Source organism: Herbiconiux sp. 320_LB (assembly GCF_059691755.1).
The window spans coordinates 161,093-180,751 of sequence record NZ_JCAWAD010000004.1 but is presented as its reverse complement, the minus strand read 5'-3'; the positions used below and the strand labels follow the sequence as shown (position 1 = coordinate 180,751).

General features: G+C 71.8%; 15 protein-coding genes. 9 read left to right on the top strand and 6 right to left on the bottom strand.

Annotated elements, in window-relative coordinates; translation table 11 throughout:
- Positions 1–1,713, bottom strand: a complete 1,713-nt coding sequence (locus AC59HU_RS12280) for a cation:proton antiporter (RefSeq protein WP_497223715.1) — start codon at positions 1,711–1,713, stop codon at positions 1–3.
- A gap of 35 nt (positions 1,714–1,748) precedes the next feature.
- On the opposite strand from AC59HU_RS12280, the gene AC59HU_RS12275 reads away from it, so the two are divergent.
- Complete coding sequence (locus AC59HU_RS12275) at positions 1,749–2,150, top strand: DUF3592 domain-containing protein (protein ID WP_497223714.1); 402 nt, start codon at positions 1,749–1,751, stop codon at positions 2,148–2,150.
- An 86-nt stretch (positions 2,151–2,236) separates the two neighbouring features.
- Positions 2,237–3,439, top strand: a complete 1,203-nt coding sequence (locus AC59HU_RS12270; protein ID WP_497223713.1) for a low temperature requirement protein A — start codon at positions 2,237–2,239, stop codon at positions 3,437–3,439.
- Positions 3,440–3,514: 75 nt separating this feature from the next.
- On the opposite strand, the gene AC59HU_RS12265 is transcribed toward AC59HU_RS12270, so the two are convergent.
- Complete coding sequence (locus AC59HU_RS12265; protein WP_497223712.1) at positions 3,515–5,200, bottom strand: AMP-binding protein; 1,686 nt, start codon at positions 5,198–5,200, stop codon at positions 3,515–3,517.
- A 59-nt stretch (positions 5,201–5,259) separates the two neighbouring features.
- Between AC59HU_RS12265 and AC59HU_RS12260 the strand changes: the two genes are divergently transcribed.
- A complete protein-coding gene (locus AC59HU_RS12260; protein WP_497223711.1) occupies positions 5,260–5,406 on the top strand; it encodes a hypothetical protein in 147 nt (48 codons plus the stop codon).
- Positions 5,407–5,478: 72 nt separating this feature from the next.
- Here the strand turns inward: AC59HU_RS12260 and AC59HU_RS12255 are convergent, their stop codons facing one another.
- The 3 genes from AC59HU_RS12255 to AC59HU_RS12245 all read right to left on the bottom strand — a co-directional run bounded on the left by AC59HU_RS12255 (position 5,479) and on the right by AC59HU_RS12245 (position 8,336).
- Positions 5,479–5,688, bottom strand: coding sequence for a hypothetical protein (locus AC59HU_RS12255; protein ID WP_497223710.1), 210 nt, complete (start codon positions 5,686–5,688; stop codon positions 5,479–5,481).
- Between the two features lie 48 nt (positions 5,689–5,736).
- Entirely contained in the window at positions 5,737–6,579 is an 843-nt protein-coding gene (locus AC59HU_RS12250; protein WP_497223709.1) for a hypothetical protein, read from the bottom strand.
- 101 nt (positions 6,580–6,680) lie between these two features.
- Positions 6,681–8,336 (bottom strand): DUF7059 domain-containing protein, encoded by a 1,656-nt coding sequence (locus AC59HU_RS12245; RefSeq protein ID WP_497223708.1) that lies wholly within the window; start codon positions 8,334–8,336, stop codon positions 6,681–6,683.
- 48 nt (positions 8,337–8,384) lie between these two features.
- On the opposite strand from AC59HU_RS12245, the gene AC59HU_RS12240 reads away from it, so the two are divergent.
- From AC59HU_RS12240 to AC59HU_RS12230, 3 genes are all read left to right on the top strand, one after another.
- On the top strand, positions 8,385–10,004 hold the full coding sequence (locus AC59HU_RS12240; protein WP_497223707.1) for a carboxylesterase/lipase family protein: 1,620 nt from the start codon (positions 8,385–8,387) through the stop codon (positions 10,002–10,004).
- A 102-nt stretch (positions 10,005–10,106) separates the two neighbouring features.
- Positions 10,107–10,868, top strand: a complete 762-nt coding sequence (locus tag AC59HU_RS12235) for an HAD-IIB family hydrolase (RefSeq protein ID WP_497223706.1) — start codon at positions 10,107–10,109, stop codon at positions 10,866–10,868.
- Between the two features lie 187 nt (positions 10,869–11,055).
- Positions 11,056–13,704: a helix-turn-helix transcriptional regulator gene (locus tag AC59HU_RS12230; RefSeq protein WP_497223705.1), complete on the top strand. Its 2,649-nt coding sequence runs from the start codon at positions 11,056–11,058 to the stop codon at positions 13,702–13,704.
- Here AC59HU_RS12230 and AC59HU_RS12225 read toward each other — a convergent pair.
- Complete coding sequence (locus AC59HU_RS12225; protein WP_497223704.1) at positions 13,697–14,998, bottom strand: glycosyltransferase family 2 protein; 1,302 nt, start codon at positions 14,996–14,998, stop codon at positions 13,697–13,699. The two genes, AC59HU_RS12230 and AC59HU_RS12225, sit on opposite strands and share 8 nt — an antisense overlap.
- Before the next feature lie 358 nt (positions 14,999–15,356).
- Here AC59HU_RS12225 and AC59HU_RS12220 point away from each other — a divergent pair, with 358 nt between their 5' ends.
- The 3 genes from AC59HU_RS12220 to glmS all read left to right on the top strand — a co-directional run bounded on the left by AC59HU_RS12220 (position 15,357) and on the right by glmS (position 19,656).
- Positions 15,357–16,742, top strand: a complete 1,386-nt coding sequence (locus tag AC59HU_RS12220; RefSeq protein WP_497223703.1) for a nucleotide sugar dehydrogenase — start codon at positions 15,357–15,359, stop codon at positions 16,740–16,742.
- A 77-nt stretch (positions 16,743–16,819) separates the two neighbouring features.
- A complete protein-coding gene (locus tag AC59HU_RS12215) occupies positions 16,820–17,845 on the top strand; it encodes an NAD-dependent epimerase/dehydratase family protein (protein ID WP_497223702.1) in 1,026 nt (341 codons plus the stop codon).
- Positions 17,845–19,656, top strand: coding sequence for a glutamine--fructose-6-phosphate transaminase (isomerizing) (gene glmS, locus AC59HU_RS12210; RefSeq protein ID WP_497223701.1), 1,812 nt, complete (start codon positions 17,845–17,847; stop codon positions 19,654–19,656). Before AC59HU_RS12215 ends, glmS begins: the two co-directional genes overlap by 1 nt.
- Positions 19,657–19,659: the final 3 nt, after the last annotated feature.

Sequence of the window (19,659 nt, the reverse complement as noted above, 5' to 3'; positions counted from 1 at the left end):
TCAGAGCCGGTTTCCGAGCCGCGAGACGATCGCGGCCTCCTGGTAGTCGAGCTGTTCGAGGAACTCCCGGGCCGCGTCGTCGTCGAGCCGGTTGCGGTCGCGCTCGTCGACGACGGCCACCCGCTGGGCCTGGATCACCTGGCGGTAGAGCTCCCCGAACGCGCCGCCGCCGCGCCCGGTGACCGCCTGGTCGTCCTGCTGCTCCGCATCCTGCTCGGCCTCGCGGGCGGCGCGGTCCGACTGCCGCTTCACGGCCGACGTGACGCGCTCGAGCACCTCGGGCGGCAAGTCCTTCGGCGGGTCGGCGAGGAACGCCTCGAACACCTTTGCCGAGGCCTGCTGGGCGATCTCCTGGGCGAGTCGGGTCTGCTCCTTGTCGTACTCCTCCTGCTTCGGGTCGCTCAGCGCGAGCGACCGGATGAGGAGCGGCAGCGAGAGGCCCTGCACGAGTAGGGTCCCCACCGCGACCAGGAACGCGATCGCCTGGATCTCGGCGCGTCCCGGGAAGGGCTCGCCGTTCGCCAGCACGAGCGGCACACCGGCCGCGGCCGCGAGCGTGACGACCCCGCGCATGCCGGTCCAGGAGACGACGAGGCTCTCCTTCCAGTCGAGGAAGACCGGGAACTGTCGCGGCTTCCGCCCGCGGGCGACCCGCACGGCGTTCTCCCGCTCGATCCGCTCGCGCACGCGTGCGTCGGTCGCGAACTTGCGTCGCATCACCCGGTCGCCGAGCCAGTTGCGGCCGAAGGAGAGGAACACCCAGACCGGCCTGACGAACAGCACCACGAGCAGCACGAGCGCGCCGGCGCCGAAGACGGCCCAGACCGACTGCCCGGCGTCGCTCAGATCCTGGATCACGAACCGCAGCTGCAGCCCCATGTAGGCGAAGACGAAGGCCTCCAGCAGCACGTCGAGCGACGACCAGACCTGCCGCTCCTGCAGCCGCGTGGCGTACCCGGCGCGGGTCGACGAGCCGCCGATCGCGAACCCGGCGGCCACCACGGCGAGCACCCCCGAGGCCTCGAACTGCTCGGCCAGCAGGTAGGCCGCGAACGGCACGACCAGACCGAGCACCGTCTCGAGCGACGAGTCCTTGAGCAGGCGCCGGATGATCGTGGCCACGGTCGCGAGCACCACCCCCACCAGGATCCCCACGACCGAGCTGTAGGCGAACAGCAGCAGCGGGTTCTCGAACAGCGTGTGGGTGCCGGCGACCGCCGCGACCGTGATGCTGAACAGGGTGAGCGCGGCGGCGTCGTTGACCAGGCTCTCGCCGGTGAGGATCGACATCACCCGTTTCGGCAGGCCCAGCTTCCGGCCGATCGCCACCGCGGTCACCGCATCCGGCGGGGCCACGATCGCGCCCAGCACGAGGGCTGCGCCGAGCGAGAGCGCGGGCACGATCCACGCCGCGACCACCCCCACGGCGAGCGCCGTGACGACCACGAGCCCCACCCCGAGCCCGATGATGGGGCGGAAGTTGCGGGCGAAGGAGAAGAACGAGAAGTTGAGCGCCGCTGAGTACAGCAGCGGCGGCAGCACGATCCCCAGGATCACGTCCGTGTCGAGCTCGAGTCGGGTGAAGCCCGGGATGAACGAGGCCGCGAACCCGACGAGCGTGATCACGAGCGCGGGCTGCAGGCCGCGGCGCTGGGCGAGTCCCGTGACCGCGATCGCGCCCACGATGACCAGGAGCAGTTGGACGCCGTTCACGGTGCCACTCTACCCAGGGGCAATACAGTGGCTGCATGGATGACCCGGCCGCCGCAGCCTCCCTGATCACCGAGCTGTTCAGCTGGATCGGTCTGGGGCTCGGTGTCGTCCTGCTCGTCGTCGGGTACATCCGGGGCGCGTTCTTCCGCGGCTGGCGGGAGACCCTCGGGGTGGTGGTGCTGGATGCGCAGGGCGATCTCGCCTACCGCTGGCTCGGCGAGGACGGCGTGCTCTACGAGGCTCCGTCGATCGAAGACGAGACACAGGTGCTCGAGCCCGGGGAGGACGTGACGGTGTACGTGAACCCGCGCGACCCCTCGGTCGGTCGCATCGACGATCCGGCCCACGAGGGGCGGGCCCTGCGCACCACGGGCTGGATCCTGCTGGGGCTCGGCGTCGTGGCGCTCGTCATCCAGTTCGTGCTGCTGTTCCTCTGAGCCCTCGGGCGCCGCCCCAGGCACCGCCCCCGGTGCCGCCCCCGAGCACCGCCCTCAGCGGCTCGGGGTGCTCGTAGGCTTCTGCCATGCCCCGCACACCCTCTCCCGCCGTCGGCCTGATCCCGATGGTGCGGATGCGCGCCCGCGACATCGACGAGCCCAACCGGGTCTCCAGCCCTCTGGAACTCCTCTTCGACCTCACCTTCGTCGTCGCGATCTCCTCCGTGGTCGCCCAGCTCGCCCACGCGGTCGCCGAGGACCACGTCGGCCAGGCGCTGCCGAACTTCCTGATGGTCTTCTTCGCCATCTGGTGGGCGTGGCTCAACTTCACCTGGTTCGCCTCGGCCTACGACACCGACGACGTGCCCTACCGGCTGCTCACGATGGTGCAGATGGGCGGGGTGCTCGTGCTGGCCTCGGGGGTGCCCAGCGCCTTCGACGACGGCGACTTCACCCTGATCACGGTCGGCTACTTCATCATGCGGATCGCCCTGGTCGTGCAGTGGCTGCGCGCCGCGCTCCAGGATCCCGACGGCCGCGCGACCGCCCTGCGCTACGCGCTCGGCATCACCGTGGTGCAGGCGCTGTGGGTCATCCGGCTGTTCACGGTCGGCGGACTGCCGGTGCCGGCGCAGATCGCGATCTTCGCGCTGCTGGCCGTCTGCGAGATGGCGGTGCCGCTCTGGGCCGAGCGACGGGGCATGACCCGCTGGCACCCGCACCACGTGGCCGAGCGCTACTCGCTGTTCACGATCATCCTGCTCGGCGAGTCGGTGCTCGCCTCGACCGTGGGCGTTCAGGGCATCGTGAGCGCCGGGGCCTCCTCGGTGGAGTTCGTGCTGCTCGCGGTCTCGGGCCTGGCGCTGCTGTTCGGGCTGTGGTGGATCTACTTCCTCGAACCCGCGCACGAGGGGCTGGAGCGCAACCGCGACCGATCGTACTTCTGGGGCTACGGGCACTACGTCGTGTTCGCGGCGCTCGCGGCCCTCGGCGCCGGGCTCGAGGTCGGCGTCGAGGCGGTCGGGCACCACGTCGAGGCTCCCTCGGTCGTGGTGGCCCTGGCGATCGCGGTGCCGGTCGCGGTGTTCCTGGTGGCGATGCAGGTGCTCTATCGGCCGCTGAACGGGGGAACCGTCATTCCGCCGGCCGCGTCGCTCGGAGCCGCCGCGCTCGTGCTGCTGCTCGCGCTGACGGCGGCGGTGCTGCCGCTCGGCGTCGTCGCGCTGTTGATCACGCTCACCGTGGCCGCGGTCATCGCGCTGACCATCCTCATCCGCCGCCCTCGCTGATCCGCACCGCCGAGGGGGCGGGTCGGCGGATCAGCGGGGGCGGCGGATCAGCGAGGGCGGCGGATCAGCGAGCCGTCACAACAGCTCTTTGAGCTCTCGCCGGAGGACCTTGCCGACGTTCGACTTCGGCAGCTCGTCTCGGAAGATGATCTTCGTCGGGCGCTTGTAGCCGGCGAGCTCGCCCTTGAGGTAGCTCTTCAGCTCGGCCTCGGTGAGCGAGGGGTCCGACGGCACCACGAACAGCACCACGGCCTCGCCCGAGCGGTCGTCGGGCACGCCGACGACCCCCGCGTCCTTGACCTTGGGGTGGGCGGTCGCGACCTCCTCGACTTCGCTCGGATAGACGTTGAAGCCCGACACCACGATCAGGTCCTTCTTGCGGTCGACGATCGTGAGGTAGCCGTCGGCCGACATCGTGGCGACGTCGCCGGTCAGCAACCAGCCGTCCTTCAGCACCTCGGCGCTCGCGTCCGGCTGGTTCCAGTAGCCCTGCATCACCTGCGGGCCGCGCACGCAGAGCTCGCCCGGTTCGTCGAGCCCGACGGGCAGGCCGTCCTCGCCGCGCAGCTCGATGTCGGTCGAGGGCAGCGGCAGGCCGATCGTGCCGACGCGCGGGCTGGTCCAGGTCGGGTTCACCGCGACCACGGGCGAGGCCTCGGTGAGGCCGTAGCCCTCGAGCATGTCGCTGCCGGTGGCCTCCCGCCAGGCGTTCGCCGTCGCACTCCTGACCGCCATGCCGCCGGCCACTGCGAGCTTGACCCGCGAGAAGTCGAGCGCCCGGAACGCGTCGCTGTCGAGCAGGCCGCCCGCCAGGGTGCTGACCAGGATGAGTACGCTCGGCCGGGTCTTGTCGAGGGTGCCGATCAGGTCTTTCGTGTCACGCGGGTTGGTCACCAGCACGTTGTGCGAGCCGTAGGCGAAGAAGGCCAGCGCATTCACCGTGCAGGAGAAGATGTGGTACAGCGGCAGAGCGGCGATCACGGTCTCCTCGCCCTCCGTCAGCCGCAGCCGCATCGGGGCGAGCATCTGCGCCTGGTTCGACACGAGGTTGTGGTGCGAGATGATCGCGGCCTTCGTGCCGCCGGTGGTGCCGCCGGTGTACTGCAGCAGCGCCGTGTCGTCGCGGGTGATCGCCGGGAGGCCGACCCCGGCGTGCCGCGCCCCGCGGGAGAGCGCCTCACGGAACGAGACGGTGCCCGCACGACGACGGAGCCCGTGGGCCGGCACCATCCGTCGCACCCGCTTGACGACGAGGTTGGTCACCAGGCGCTTGGGCGCCGGGAGCAGGTCGCCGACCTCGGTGAGGATGACGTGCTTCAGCTCGGTCTCCTCGATCACCGACTCGAGGCGGTCGGCGAAGTTCTCCAGCACCACGATCGCCACCGCACCCGAGTCGGCGTACACCTTCTTCATCTCGTGGGCGGTGTAGAGCGGATTCGCGTTGACAACGACGAGCCCGGCCTTCAATGCGCCGTAGAGGGCGATCGGGTACTGCAGCAGGTTCGGCATCTGCACCACGATGCGGTCGCCCTTGACCAGCCCGAGCTCACCGTGCAGGAAGCCGGCGAACCGGTCGGACAGGTCGTCGATCTCGCGGAAGCTGAGTTCGGTGCCGAGGTTGGAGTACGCCGTCTGGTCGGCGAACCTCTCGGAGGTCTCGTGCACCAGCTGGCCCACCGTCTCGAACGGCGTGTCGCCGACCGTGGGGGCGAGGTCCGGGGAGTAGCTGCTCAGCCAGGGCCGGCTCTCGAATACGTTCATCGCCTTCTTCGCTGTCGACGGGATGGGTTCGCCCTCACGCTACCCGCTATCGTCGGAGCATGAGCGACGACGATCAGGACGACCGGCCCTCGGGCTTCATCGGGAGGCTCGGTCGCGCACGCGCGCTGACCTGGATCGTGATCATCGGTCTCGTCGCCCTCAGCATCGGGGCGATCTCGTTGGTGGTCGTGCTGCAGGGCAGCTGACGAGCCCCGGATGCCGGTCGGACGACGGATGCCGGCCAGACGACGGGTGCGGGTCAGGCGGCGGGATACCGGTCAGACGGCGGGTGCGGCGCTCTCGTCGTCGGGCGTCGCGTCGTCGACGAGCTCCTGGTCCCACTCCACGATGGCCTTCTCGGCCTCGGCGCGGGTGGCGAACGGCCCGAGCGTGGGCGCACCCGGGAAGTCCTCCGGGTTGAGGTCGGTGACCACCAGGTAGCTGATGGTGTCGTAGTCTTCGCGCTCGACGATGTGCAGGTCAGTCATGCACGAGATCCTAGCGGGCCGGGTGATCCGGCCCCTGACAGGGATGCGTCAGAAGTCGAAACCGCCGCCGAAGTCGCCGCCGCCGCCGAAGTCGCCTCCGCCGAAGTCGCCGCCACCGCCGCCGAAGTCACCCCCACCGCCGAAGTCGCCACCCCCGCCGGACCAGTCGCCGCCGGTGTCGGCCCCGGAGGCCTCGACGCCACCGTCTCCGGCAGCCGCTCCCCCGTCGCCGCCCTGATCGCCGCCGCCCTGGTCGGCGCCGTTCTGGTCTGCACCGTTCTGGTCGGCATTCTGGGCGTCGCCGTTCTGGTCTGCACCGTTCTGGTCTGCGCCGTTCTCCGCGCCGGCCTGATCGGCCCCGGGGTCGGGCAGGAACGCGCTGACCAGCGCCGAGCCGATCACGTACCCGGCCACGGTTCCGAGCAGGGACGACGCGACCATGCCGCCGAAGCCCATCCCGCCGCCCCCGGGCCGGCCCTGCCCGGCGTTGGCGAACGACCGCTCCATTGTGCCGGGCTGACGCAGCTCCGACCGGGTCGCCGCCTGGGCGAGCGAGTGCGGGTCGTCGCCGCGGGGCTGCTCGCCGGCGGGGGCGTTCTCGCTGAGCTGGGTGAACAGGATGCGTCGCTGTTCCGGCGTCAGCTTCGTGAAGGCTTCTTCGTGCACCTGCTCGATCGTCTCGGGCGGCGCGGTGCGGAGCAGGTAGCGGTAGCGCTCGACCGCGATCTCGTCCTCGCTGCGCGCGGGCGAACCGTCGGCGGACGCCGGGCGGGCGGCTCCGCCCGGCGCGGGCCGAGCGGGTGAGGATGCGGGTGCGGATGCCACCGGTGCGGGGGCGGGCACGGCCGGCTGCGGCTCGTCCCGGCCGAGGAGTCGGTCGAGGAATCCCATGGTGATCGCTCCGATCTCAGGGGCGCTCGCTGCGCCGTCGCTGGAGTCCAGTCTCACCAAGCCGACTGGCAGATCACTGAGCGCCCCGCGCCGGCGCTCGGTCAGGCCGGCAGGAGGAAGGCGTCGTCGATCAGCGCGCGGATGCGCGGGAGCAGCTCGGCGCGCAGGGCGGCCTCGTCGACCTCGAGCACCTGGGCGATGGCGGCGATGATCGCGCCGGCCGACAGGTCGCCGTCCGAGGCGCCGACGAAGGCGGCGAGCCCGGTGTCCAGCGGCACGCTGCGGCCGAGGCCGCCGCCCTGACGCAGGGTCATCACCACGGGATCGTCCTGGCCCGGCCAGTAGTGGCGCTCCTCGGTCACGTCGGGTGCGTGCACCAGGCGGGCGCGTTCGAGCTCCGCGTCGTCGCGCGCGGTCTGCCAGTCGTGGCCGGCGAGACCCACGGCCAGGTGGTCGCCGAGCCCCACGGGATTGTCGCCGAGCGCGGAGTCGACGTGCTCGTAGCGGGCGAGCGGCACGCGCGGCCCACCGGACCCACCCGGCCTGTCCGGCCCGCCCGGCGCATCCGGCCCGGCGTCGACCGGCCGCCGCAGCAGCACGTAGCCGAAGCCGACCTCCTCCACCCCGCGCCGGTCGAAGTCGTCGAGCCAGGCCGCGTAGAGGGCTTCGAACTCGGGCGAGCCGGGTCGGGTGCCGCCGTCGCGGATCCAGGTCTCGGCGTAGGTCGGCGCATCCTGCCGTTCGCGCTCGATCACCCAGGCATCGAGCACGCCCGAGCCGCGCACGTCGGAGCCCGGCACCCCCGGACCACCCACTCCCGAGCCGCCGGCCCCGGCGCCCGACTCGACCCACGACCGCACCCGGTCGAGCCCCCCGTGCACCGCGTCGCCCGCCACCCGGTACTCCCAGTTGCCGAGCAGCTGCGCGATGCCGCCGGGGGTCAGGTGCTCGGCCGCCTGCCGCACCACGCTCTCGACCAGGGCATCCCCCACCAGGCCGCCGTCGCGGTACTCGTACTGGGGCACGCCCTCGACCCGGGGCGTGATGACGAAGGGCGGGTTCGACACGATCCGGTCGAACCGCTCGCCAGCGACCGGCTCGAAGAGGGAGCCGTGCCGGAACTCGATCGAGTCGATGCCGTTCAGCCGGGCGTTCAGCGCCGCGATCGCGAGCGCCCGGTGCGAGATATCGGTTGCGACGACCCGGCGGGCGAAGCGGGCGGCGTGCAGGGCCTGGATGCCGCAGCCGGTGCCGAGATCCAGCACCGAGTCGGCGGGCTCGGTGATCATGAGACCGCTCAGCGTGTTGGAGGCGCCGCCGATGCCGAGCACGTGGTCCTCGTCGAGCGCGCGGCCGAGCGCCGTCTCGCCGAGGTCGGAGACGATCCACCAGCTCCCCGCCCCCTGGCCGTCGACGAAGCTGTAGGGCCGCAGGTCGAGGCGGGCGCGGAGGCCGTCGTCGTCGGGTCCGACCAGGCCGAGCTCCTCGGCGCCGAGCGAGCCGAGCGACGGCAGGGCGGCGTCGAGCTCCTCGCGCGGCACCGTCTCGCCCAGCACGAAGAGCGCGCCGAGGGTCTGCACCGGGGAGATCCCGGCGCCGGTCGCGCGCCGCCGCGCGAGGGCCCGCACCGCCGGCAGCGTGCGGCCACGGAACAGCGCGGCGGAGGCGGAGGCGCCCCAGAGGGCGTCGAGCGCGTCGACCCGGTACCGGGCCGCGGTCAGGTCGTCGCGGAGGCGGTCGATGAGCTCGGGATTCACCCCTCTATTCAACCCCGCCGAGCCGCCCCCGATCGCTACAGTGTCCCCATGAACCGTGTCGCAGCCGACCCGCTCGTCATCGAGACGCCCTCCGGGGCCGTCCGCGGCACCGTCGTCCACGGGGTCCGCACCTGGCGGGGCATCCCGTACGGCGCAGCCCCGGTCGGGCCGCTGCGCTTCCGCAGCCCGCAGCCGGTCGAGCCGTGGGACGGCGTGCGCGCCGCCCAGGCCTTCGGACCGGCCGCACCGCAGCACGAGGGCAAGGCGATGCCCCTGCCGGACGGCATCGTGCAGTCGGAGGACTGTCTCACGCTCAACGTCTTCGCCGCGGACAGAGAGAGCGACGCCGATCCCGACCAGGCCGGCAGCGCCGACGCGGGCGGCGACGACTACGAGTACGAGTACGAAGGCGACGGCGACGGCGCGACCGGTCCCCTCCGCCCGGTCATGGTGTGGATCCACGGCGGCGCCTACGTCGCCGGCTGCAGCGCCCCGGCGCTCTACGACCCCACTCACCTGATCGAGCGCGGCGACATCGTGTTCGTGAGCGTCAACTACCGGCTCGGCGCCCTCGGCTTCCTCGACTTCTCCTCCCTCGCGACCGAGGAGGAGCCCTTCGACACGAACGTCGGCCTCCGCGACATCCTGCTCGCCCTGCAGTGGGTCAAGAACGGCATCGCCGCCTTCGGGGGCGACCCCGACAACGTCACGATCTTCGGCGAGTCTGCCGGGGCGGGCTGCGTGACCACGCTCCTGACCTCACCCGCGGCCGAGGGGCTGTTCCACCGCGCGATCGCGGAGAGCTCGCCGGCGACCTCGGTCTACGACCAGACCCGCGCCGCGGCCGTCTCGCGCCGCTTCCTCGACCTCCTCGGTGTCGCGCCGGAGCAGGCGGGCGAGCTCCGCCGGGTGTCCCCCGAGAGGCTCTCGGCAGCGACCTTCGAGCTGGTCGCGGCCGTCGCCGCCGACGCCCCGGGGTCCCTCGCCATCGCGCCGGTGGTCGACGGCGACGTCGTGCCCGTGCATCCGCTGGACTCCTACCGCGCCGGCACCCAGCTGCCCGTGCCCCTGATCATCGGCACGAACCACGACGAGGCGACCCTGTTCCGCATGATGAAGTCGCCGCTGATGCCCATCTCGGGCGCCTCGGTGCACACGATGTTCGCCGAGCTCGCCGCCGAGCATCCGGATCTCGCGGCCGCCGAGGCCCGGATCGAGAGCGCCTACCCCGAGTTCCCGAAGCGCACCACACCGGCCGAGCTCTCCCGCGACGCGGGGTTCCGGATGCCGTCGATCTGGCTGGCCTCGGCCCACAGCCGGCGCGCGCCGACCTGGATGTACCGCTTCGACCACTCCACGCCCATGCTCAAGGTGCTCGGGCTCGGCGCCACGCACGGCACCGAGATCGCCTACGTCTTCGGCACGCTCGGCGTCAACAAGAAGGACCCGAGCTTCGACCTCGGCGGTCTGCCCGAGGCCGAGCGGGTGAGCGCGTCGATGCAGGCCCACTGGCTCGCCTTCGCCGCCTCCGGCGACCCGGGATCCTGGGCCGGCTACGACGAGGCGACGCGCTCGACGCTGGTGATCGGGCACGACGAGACGGTGGTCGACGACCCCGACAGCGCGGTGCGGCTGGCCTGGGGCGACGAGGTCATCGGGTTCATCTGACACAATCTAGGGCGGTGCACTCGCATCCCCACCTGTTTCCCCGGCCCGGCAGGCCTCCACCGCCGTACCGCCCCACACCATCGCACACGAGGAGAACCCCCTTTGACGACGAACGTCCGCCTGGTCGCCTTCGATCTCGACGACACGCTCGCGCCCTCGAAGGCGCCGCTCGACCCCCGCATGGCCGAGCTCCTCGTGCGACTGCTCGACGTCGTGCCGGTCTGCGTCATCTCCGGAGGCCAGTTCGGCCAGTTCCAGTCCCAGCTCGTGGCCAACCTGCCGAGCACCGGCGAGGCCCAGCTGGAGCGCCTGCACCTGATGCCGACCTGCGGCACCCAGTACTACCGCTACGAGGCCGACACCTGGGTGCAGGTCTACGCCGAGACCCTCACCGACGACGAGAAGACGCGGGCGCTCGACGCGCTCGCCGACGAGGCCAAGAAGCTCGGCCTCTGGGAGACCGACACCTGGGGCCCCGTGCTCGAGGACCGCGAGTCGCAGATCACCTTCTCGGCACTCGGTCAGGCGGCCCCGGTCGACGCGAAGTCGGCCTGGGACCCGACGGGCGAGAAGAAGGAGTCGCTGCGCGCCGCCGTCGCCGCCCTGCTCCCGGACCTCGAGGTGCGCTCGGGCGGCTCGACCTCGGTCGACATCACCCGCAAGGGCATCGACAAGGCCTACGGAATGAACCGCCTCGCCGAGCTCACGGGCATCCCGCTCGACGACATGCTCTTCGTGGGCGACCGCCTCGACGAGGGCGGCAACGACTACCCCGTCAAGGCTCTGGGCGTGCCGACCCACGCGGTCGAGGGTTGGCAGGACACGGCCGCCTTCGTCGAGGGGTTCCTCGCCGAGCGATCCTGAGGATTCGCCACCGCCCTCGTCGGAAGGTCTTGTGATCGCCCCTGCCCTGGGGTAGAAAGCTCCTACCCGTAATCGGCGCACCCCGCGTGACGCCGCTACGTAGACGGCGTGGTCCTGACCTGGCCCGCCGCGCTCTTCCCAGGCGCTACGTGGCTGCATCTTCCCGACCCGACGGGAAGGAGCCGTGATGACATTTGTGGCTCGCACCGACGAGCTCGAGTACATCGAGCACGTCGCCGCGTCACCCGCCGAGACGGCGACGGTCTTCACCGGCGAGCGCGGGATGGGCAAGTCCCGACTCCTCGAGGTCGCGCACACCCGCCTGCGCGAGCAGTCGGTGCTCCTGCGCGCCAACCCGGCCGAGGCGGCCTGGCCGCTCTCCGGATTCTCGACGATCTTCGCCTCGATCGACGACTCCCGCGCGGTGGAGTTCAGCGGCCGGTTCACGCTCCGCTCGACCGAGCCGCAGTTCATGTTCGCCGCGGCCCGCGACCTGCTCTCGCTGCTGCGGGGGCTGAACCTCGACCCGCTGACCGTCTTCATCGACGACCTCGACCGCATGGATGCCGAGAGCCAGACTCTGATCGGCTTCATGGCGGGCCGTCTGGCCGGCACCGGCCTCCGCTTCGTCGCGTCCGCCTCGCCGCTCACCCCGGACAGCCCACTGGCCGGGTTCGCTCAGCGCGAGATGCCCCGGTTCAGCATCGAGGAGTCGGCCGAGCTGATCTCCTCCGAGCTCGGCGCCGGCGCGGATGTCGGGACCCTCCGCATCCTGGCCTCGCAGGGCGACGGCAACGCGCTGGTGATGATCGATGCGGCACGCTCGCTGAGCCACGAGCAGGCCGCCGGGCTCGAGCCGCTGGTGCTGCCCGCCCGGCCCCACGAGGCACTGAAGGCCGCCGCCGCCGAGCGTCTGGCCGGGGTGCCGGAGAACCAGCGGCGGTTGCTGGAGTCGATCGCGCTCGCCCCGGTCATGCCGGTCTCCGCCCTGCTGGACGGGCCGGACGACGCCGACGCGCTCGAGGAGATCCTCTACGCCGGCCTCGCCGTGGCCCGCGGTCAGTCCGTCCGCCTCGACGAACCGCTGCTGCGCTCCTTCCTCTACTGGGAGATGAGGCCGAGACTGCGGCGGGAGCGCCACCTCGAGCTCGCCCGGGCGACCCGCGAGACCGACCCCCGGCTCGCCACCTGGCACGAGAGTTTCGACGTCGGCGGGGATCCGTCGACCGATCCGCTGCTGGATGCGGCAGCGAGCTTCGTCGCGGACGGCGACGCGGCCTCGGCCGTCGAGCTCGCCGACCGCGCGCTGCTGCTCGCGATCGATCTCACCCGGCACCACGACGCCGTGCTGCGTCTGGTGCAGGCCCTGACCGCCCAGGCCGAACTCGACCTGGCGGCCCGGTACCTCAAGTTCGTGCGCTTCCCTCCCGCCTCCGCCTCGCTCAACATGACCCTGGCCGCCGAGCGGATCACGATCGACTTCGAGCGCTCGCAGTCGATCACCCCCGGCGAGGTCGACGCCGCCGTCAGCCTCTACGGCGACGACGACCCGGTCGGCGCGGTGACCCTGCTCTCGCGCGCCGCCTTCTTCCGGAGCTCGCGGTGGGAGCTGGACGAGGCCCGCCGCGGCCACGCCCTCGGCGGTCGCTTCGCTCCGAGGACCGGGCCGGCGACGATCTTCGCGCACGACGAGGCCGGCGCCCTACTCGACGCGATCGAGGGGGTGCCGGATCCCGGGCTGAGCACGGATCGGCTGAGCGCCGACGACCTCCAGCGGCTGTCGGTCTACTCGCTGGTCACCTTCGGCGAGACGCTCAGCTACCGGGAGCGCTACGGGCAGGCACGGCGGGTCTACACCGTGATCTTCCGTCGCCACTCGCACCACCGGCTCGCCAACGAATGGGCGCGGCAGATGGCCTACGTCAACGAGATGCGGGCCCAGGACTTCCACCGCGCCCGCATCGCGGTCGAGGAGTGGATGGCCGAACCGGTCGAGTCGGTCATCCACCGCTCCACCCGGGCGCTGGCGCTGTACTGGTACACCTCCTCCGGCGATCGCCCCGAGGACGCCGTGGGCTACGCGAAGGACTGTCTCGCGCGGGCCTCGGCCGAGCACCACAGCGCCACCCTGGCGACGCTGTTCACGCTGCAGGGCGCCGACGCGCTGCTCGAGCGGGATCCGGAGGAGGCGGTCCGTCTGCTCAACCAGGCCGACGTCGCCACGGGAGGCGCGGGCCCCCGCAACCCGGCGATGATCCGGCACTCCGCCGACCTGGTCGAAGCGCTGCTGGCGACCGGCCGGCCCCGCGACGCCGAGGCGGTGCTGCGGCGCCTGGAGGACCAGCTCGTCCGCCGCCCCACGCAGTGGCTCGACCTGGCGGTCGCGCGCGCCCGCGCGCTCGTGGCGCCCGACGACCTCGCGGGCGCCCTGTTCGACGAGGCCGTGCGTCGCGCTCCCACCGATTCGCTCGGCTACGACCGGGGCCGCACCCTGCTCGCCCAGGGCGAGTGGCTGGCGCGCCAGGGGGATGCGAAGGCCGCGGCTCGCGCGACCGCCGACGCGGTCACCGCGTTCGAACGCAGCGGAGCCCTGCGCTGGGCCCGCCGCACCGAGGCGCCGGACGCCGCGCGCGCGCCCGCCGAGGCCAGCGCCGTGCTCGCGATGCTCACCGCCGAGGAGCGCGAGGTGGCCCAGATGGTCAGCCGGGGGTTCCGCAACCGGGAGATCGCGAGCGAGCTGTACCTCTCGCTCCGCACGGTGGAGCTGCGGCTGACCCACATCTACCGCAAGGTCGGCGCCCGCTCCCGCTCGCACCTCGCGTCGCTGCTCAACTGACCGGTGTCGCACTCGGCTCCGCCCGGATCGCCCGCCGCGACGGGCTGGTCCAGGTGCCGCTCGTGCGCCCGCTCAGCGCGACCACCAGCGCCATCGCGCAGAGCACCGCGTCGATCACCCGGAGGAGCGGGAAGCAGAGTCCGTAGAGCAGGTACACCGGGCGCCGGGCGATGACCGCGGCGAGCAGGGTCAGCAGGTAGTCCGGCAGCACGACGCCGAGCACCAGCGCGAGCGGCGGCAGCAGCGTGGTCACCTCGGCCGCCGTGCCGGTCGGGTCCCAGCCGAGCGCGACCACCGCCGAGGCGTAGAGCGAGAGCACGATCGAGGGCACCAGGCAGATCAGCACGACGCTCGCCATGACGAGCTCGGCGATGAACAGGGCGAGCACGAACCAGAACAGCCGGAACCGGAACCGGTGCCGCACCACCGTCTGCCAGAACCCGGTGTTCCACCGCTCGACCTGCTTGGCGTAGTCGGCGAAGGTGTCCGGATCCTGCGTGAGCGCGATCGCCACGTGCGGGTGGAACGAGATGCGCCCGAGCTTCTTGGCGTGCAGCTCGAAGGTCATGTTGTAGTCCTCGATCTTGAGGCCCGGGGCGGCGATGTCGATGTCGGCCAGGATGCGGGTGCGGTACATGCTCGCGAAGCCCGGCACGATCGGCACCACGTTCGCATGCCGTGACGCCTGCCCGAACTTGAACAGGTACTGCATCGCGATGTAGACGCGTTCCCGGTAGGCGACCAGGATGCGCCCGACCCGCGTGGGCGACCGCGGGTTCAGCAGCGTCGACGCGCGCCCGGCCACGGCGACGATCCCCGGGTCGGCGAACTCGCCGAGGCCGGTGTCGAAGTAGTCCTGGTTCAGCCGCGTGTCCGCATCCAGGAGCAGCAGCACCTCGAAGCGGTCGGCGATCTCGAAGTGCCTGACCGCCTCGACGATCGCGCCGGCCTTGCCCCGGTTGGGGTCGAGCTCGAGCACGGTGGCCCCGTGGCTCCGGGCGATCTCGGCCGTCCGGTCGCTGGAGCCGTCCGAGACGACGAACACGGCGATGTCGTCGCCGACACCCTCCAGCGCCTCCAGGGTGTGGCCGATCACGAACTCCTCGTTGTGCGCGGCGATCAGGATGGCGACCTGGTCGCGGCCCGGGGTCGCCGCCCGCCGCGCCTGCTCCCGCTCGGGCGTCGACCGGAGTCGGGAGAGCCAGGCGGCGACGACCCGGAGGAGTCCCGCGGTGGTCCACAACAGCGTGTTGATCCCGAAGACGAGGATCACCACGATCACGAAGGACAGCATGGTCCCCTCCCCATTCACTCGGTGCTCCCGGCCCACGCTAGGCGAGGACCGGCTCCGGACCACCCGCACGATGGCTGCGGGAAACCGCACGCCGGAACAGGCTCCCGCAGCCCCACGCGAACCCGCCGTGGGAAACCGCAGTCCTCCCGGATCCGATTGATTTCGCTCTCCGACGGCGGCGACAGTGTCTCCGGGGGCAAGAGTCCGAACATCCGCTCATCTCTCAACCCGACCCGACCGCGTCACCCGGCGCCGGAACGGACGAGGCCTCACCCAGGCACACCCACTCGTCCGTCCCCCGCCGGCGACACCGTCTTTCTGATTGCCAATCGGCACCGGACACCCGAGGGAGAACGTCGTGACCACATTCGAGAGCATCACCCGTGCACACACCGATCAGGACTGGAGGCACGATCGCACCGCCGCGGCCGACCCGGCCTCGGTCGAGCGCACCCCGACCGCCGCGGAGGCGGCCCAGGCGGCCGGCTTCGAGTTCGACGTCGCCATCGTGGGCCTCGGCTACGTGGGTCTGCCGACCGCGCTGGCCTACCACGGAGCCCACTCCCGCGTGCTGGGGCTGGACGTCTCCCAGCGCCGCATCGACGTGATCGAGGCGGGCCAGGCCGACCTGCTCGACAGCGACCGTGCCCGGCTGTCGACGGCGCTGGACGACCCCGGCTTCGTGCTCACCAGCGACCCCGACGACCTGCGCCGCGCGGCGGCCGTGATCGTCTGCGTGCCGACCCCCGTCGACGACCACCTGGTGCCCGACCTGTCGATCCTCCGCGCGGCCTGCGCCATGGTGCTCGACCACGTGATGCCGGGTCAGGTGCTCATGCTCACCTCCACCACCTACGTCGGCTGCACCGAGGATCTGCTCGTCACCCCGCTGATGGCCCGCGGGATGACCGTCGGGCAGGACGTCTTCGTCGCGTTCAGCGCCGAGCGGATCGACCCGGGCAATGCTTCATTCGACCACGAGGAGGTGCCGCGCGTCGTCGGCGGCGCGACCCCGGAGTGCGAGGAGGAGGCCTCGCGCCTGCTGCTGCGCTACGTGGGACGCGTGCACCGGGTGCGCTCGCTCGCCGCGGCCGAGATGACCAAGCTCTTGGAGAACACGTTTCGCGCCGTCAACATCGCCCTGGCCAACGAGTTCGCCGACATCTGCAAGACGCTCGATCTGAACATCGCCGACGTCGTCGACGCCGCCTCCACGAAGCCCTACGGCTTCATGGCGTTCCTGCCCGGCCCCGGGGTCGGCGGTCACTGCATCCCGTGCGACCCGCACTACCTGCTCTGGCAGCTGCGTGAGAACCGGGTCGCGGCGCCGATGATCACCCAGGCGATGACCGAGATCGCAGCGCGGCCCACCCGCGTCGTCGACCGGGTGCAGGAGGTGCTCTCCGGCTCCGGCCTCGGGATGCACGGCACCCGCGTGCTGGTCGTCGGCGTCTCCTACAAGCCCGACGTCGCCGACCTCCGCGAGTCGCCGGCGCTGGAGATCCTCGACCGCCTGGTCGCCCGTGGCGCGACCGTCGCGTTCAGCGACGACCACTTCGACACCATCACGCTGCCGAGCGGTGCGGTGCTGCGGAACCTCGAGGACCCGTCCGCCTTCGGCGCCGCCCTCGTCGTGCTGCACACCCGGCACACCGGCAGCGACCTCGACTGGATCCAGTCGCACCAGCTGGTGCTGGACACCACCTACCGCGGCACCGACGTGCCGCAGCGCACCATCCTCTGACCCGCCCGACCCGGCGAGCAACCCCATCCACCACCCCACCCGACCCAGACCTCGATGAGTGAACAGGACTGAATGACATGCGTACCGTGATCACTGGCGGAGCCGGCTTCATCGGCAGCCACCTCGTAGAACACCTTCTCGAGCAGGGAGACGAGGTCGTCGTGCTCGACGACATGTCAACCGGCGCTCCCCGCAACCTGATGGCGTCGCTCGACGACCCCCGGCTCACCGTCGAGCACGGTTCGGTGCTCGACCGCGAGAAGGTGCTCGCGACCGTGCGGGGCGCCGACCGCGTCTTCCACTTGGCCGCCGCCGTGGGCGTCAAGCTCATCGTCGAGCAGCCGCTGTCGAGCCTGCGCACGAACATCCACGGCACCGAGAACGTGCTCGACGCCTGCGTCGCCACGGGGGCCTCGCTGCTGCTGGTGTCGACCAGCGAGATCTACGGCAAGAACGCCTCCGCCCGGCTGAACGAGGAGTCGGACCGCATCCTCGGCTCGCCGCTGAAATCGCGATGGACCTACGCCGCCGCGAAGGGCATCGACGAGGCGTTCGCCCACGCGTACTGGACCGAGTACGGCCTGGACGTGACCATCGTGCGCCCCTTCAACACGGTCGGCCCCCGCCAGACCGGCCGGTACGGCATGGTCGTGCCGAACCTCGTGGGCCAGGCGCTCCGCGGCGAGCCGCTCACCGTGTACGGCGACGGGGAGCAGACCCGCTGCTTCTCCTACGTCGGCGACGTCGTGCCCGCCATGGTCAGGCTGCTCGCCGAACCCCGCGCCACCGGTCAGGCCTTCAACCTCGGCGGCGCCGAGGAGGTCTCGATCAACTCGCTGGCCCGGCGGGTCATCGACGTCACCGGCAGCACCAGCACGATCACCCACCTGAGCTACGGCGAGGCCTACGCCGCCGGGTTCGAGGACATGCGGCGCCGCGTGCCGGACTACACCAAGGCCGCCGAGCTCGTCGGCTTCGACCCGGCGACGCGGCTGGACGACATCATCCTCCGGATCGCGGCCGAGATGCACACCCGCGACCGGCGCGAACGCGAGCCGCGGTTCGTGCGGCGCGAGGTCATCCTCGACGGCCGGAGCTCCTGATGTGCGGCATCGTCGCGTGCCGGACGGATGCGCCGGTCGCCCCGTTCCTGATCGGCGCCCTGGCACTGCTCGAATACCGCGGCTACGACTCCGCCGGCATCACGGTCCGCACCACCGGCGGGGTCACCGCGACCTCGCGCACGACCGCCAGGGTCGAGTCGCTCTCGCACCGGCTCGCCGGCTGGTCGGGTGCGACCCTCGCGGGAGCCGGGATCGGCCACACCCGCTGGGCGACGCACGGCGCGGTGAGCGAGACCAACGCGCATCCGCACCTGGACTGCTCGGGCCGGGTCAGCGTGGTGCACAACGGCATCATCGAGAACGCGGATGCGCTGCGCCGCGAGCTCGCCGCCCGCGGTCACCGCCTGGTCACCGAGGTCGACAGCGAGGTGATCAGCCACCTGGTCGAGGAGGGACTCCGCGAGACCGGCGACCTCCGGGCCGCCGTCGAGGAGACCACCGCGCAGCTCAGCGGCTCGTGGGCGCTCGTCGCGCTCGACGCCGACACGGGTCGTCTCGTCGCAGCCACGCACCGGTCGCCGCTGCTCGTGGCCGCCTCGGCCGACGGCGTCTTCGCCGCGAGCGACATCCAGGCGATCGGCTCCCGGGTCGACGGCTTCCAGGCCATGCGCGACGGCGACGTCGTCGAGCTGGCCGACGAGCTGATCTGGAGCCGGGACGGCCTGTCCACCGCTCCCCCGCCGTTCGTGCGCTCCTCCTGGACCGCGGTCGTCCGCGATCTCGGCGGCCACCCGGACTTCATGGGCAAGGAGATCGCCGAGCAGCCCGAGACGGCCGCCCGGATCATCGACGAACTCGCCCCGGGCATCGCCGACGGTTCGCTGTGGCGGGGCCTCGGACTCCCCGACTTCCGTCGGGTCGCCGTTCTCGGCTGCGGCACCTCGCTGAACGCGGGGCGCGTGGTCGGCTCGGCGTTCGGTGCCCTCGGGAAGCTGCCGGTCTCCTCGATCATCGCGAGCGAGGCCTCCGAGTCCGTCGTCGAACCCGGCACCCTGCTGATCGCGCTGAGCCAGTCCGGCGAGACCGCCGACGTGCTGCGCGCGATCGAGGACCTCGACCTCGACGGCTCGTCGCTCGTGGCGCTGACGAACACCGCGCACTCGACGCTCGCCCGCACCGCGGACTCGGTGCTGGACTGCCAGGCCGGGCCCGAGATCGGCGTGGCGGCGACCAAGACCTTCGTCGCCCAGGCGATCAGCGGTGTGGCGATGGCGCTCTCGGCGCTGGTCGCGACCGGGCGGATGAGCCGGGCCGACGCGCTGCTGCAGGTCGACGACCTGCGCAGGCTGCCCGACCTGCTGGCGCACGCGATCGCCGTCTCGCACGACCGCATCCCGCCGCTGATCGACGTGCTGCACGACGCCGGCGGCTACCTGTTCCTCGGTCGCGGCCCCGGGGTCGTGTACGCCGCCGAGGGCGCGCTGAAGCTGAAGGAGCTGAGCTACCGCTGGGCCGAGCACTACCCGGCCGGCGAACTCAAGCACGGCCCGCTCGCACTGATCGAGCTCGGCACGCCGGTCGTCGTGATCGACTCGGGCGACCCGCGGATCGAGAGCAACATCTCGGAGGTCGAGGCCCGTGGCGGCCGCGTCATCCGCATCGGCGGAGCCGGCAGCACGATCCCCGCGCTCGGGCTGAGCCTGGGCACCCCGATGCCGGGCGGCATCGACCGCTGGGGGCCGCTGGAGTCGGTGGTGCCGCTGCAGGTGCTGGCGCGCGACCTCGCGCTCTCCCTCGGCCGTGACGTCGACAAGCCTCGCAACCTGGCGAAGTCCGTCACGGTGGAGTGAGGA

Bases quoted from the DNA above. Each gene is read 5' to 3' on its own strand.
- AC59HU_RS12230 (WP_497223705.1), top strand. From the start codon at position 11,056: ATGACATTTGTGGCTCGCACCGACGAGCTCGAGTACATCGAGCACGTC.
- AC59HU_RS12260 (WP_497223711.1), top strand. From the start codon at position 5,260: ATGAGCGACGACGATCAGGACGACCGGCCCTCGGGCTTCATCGGGAGG.
- AC59HU_RS12275 (WP_497223714.1), top strand. From the start codon at position 1,749: ATGGATGACCCGGCCGCCGCAGCCTCCCTGATCACCGAGCTGTTCAGC.
- AC59HU_RS12265 (WP_497223712.1), bottom strand. From the start codon at position 5,200: ATGAACGTATTCGAGAGCCGGCCCTGGCTGAGCAGCTACTCCCCGGAC.
- glmS (WP_497223701.1), top strand. From the start codon at position 17,845: ATGTGCGGCATCGTCGCGTGCCGGACGGATGCGCCGGTCGCCCCGTTC.
- AC59HU_RS12215 (WP_497223702.1), top strand. From the start codon at position 16,820: ATGCGTACCGTGATCACTGGCGGAGCCGGCTTCATCGGCAGCCACCTC.
- AC59HU_RS12270 (WP_497223713.1), top strand. From the start codon at position 2,237: ATGCCCCGCACACCCTCTCCCGCCGTCGGCCTGATCCCGATGGTGCGG.
- AC59HU_RS12255 (WP_497223710.1), bottom strand. From the start codon at position 5,688: ATGACTGACCTGCACATCGTCGAGCGCGAAGACTACGACACCATCAGC.
- AC59HU_RS12240 (WP_497223707.1), top strand. From the start codon at position 8,385: ATGAACCGTGTCGCAGCCGACCCGCTCGTCATCGAGACGCCCTCCGGG.
- AC59HU_RS12250 (WP_497223709.1), bottom strand. From the start codon at position 6,579: ATGGGATTCCTCGACCGACTCCTCGGCCGGGACGAGCCGCAGCCGGCC.
- AC59HU_RS12225 (WP_497223704.1), bottom strand. From the start codon at position 14,998: ATGCTGTCCTTCGTGATCGTGGTGATCCTCGTCTTCGGGATCAACACG.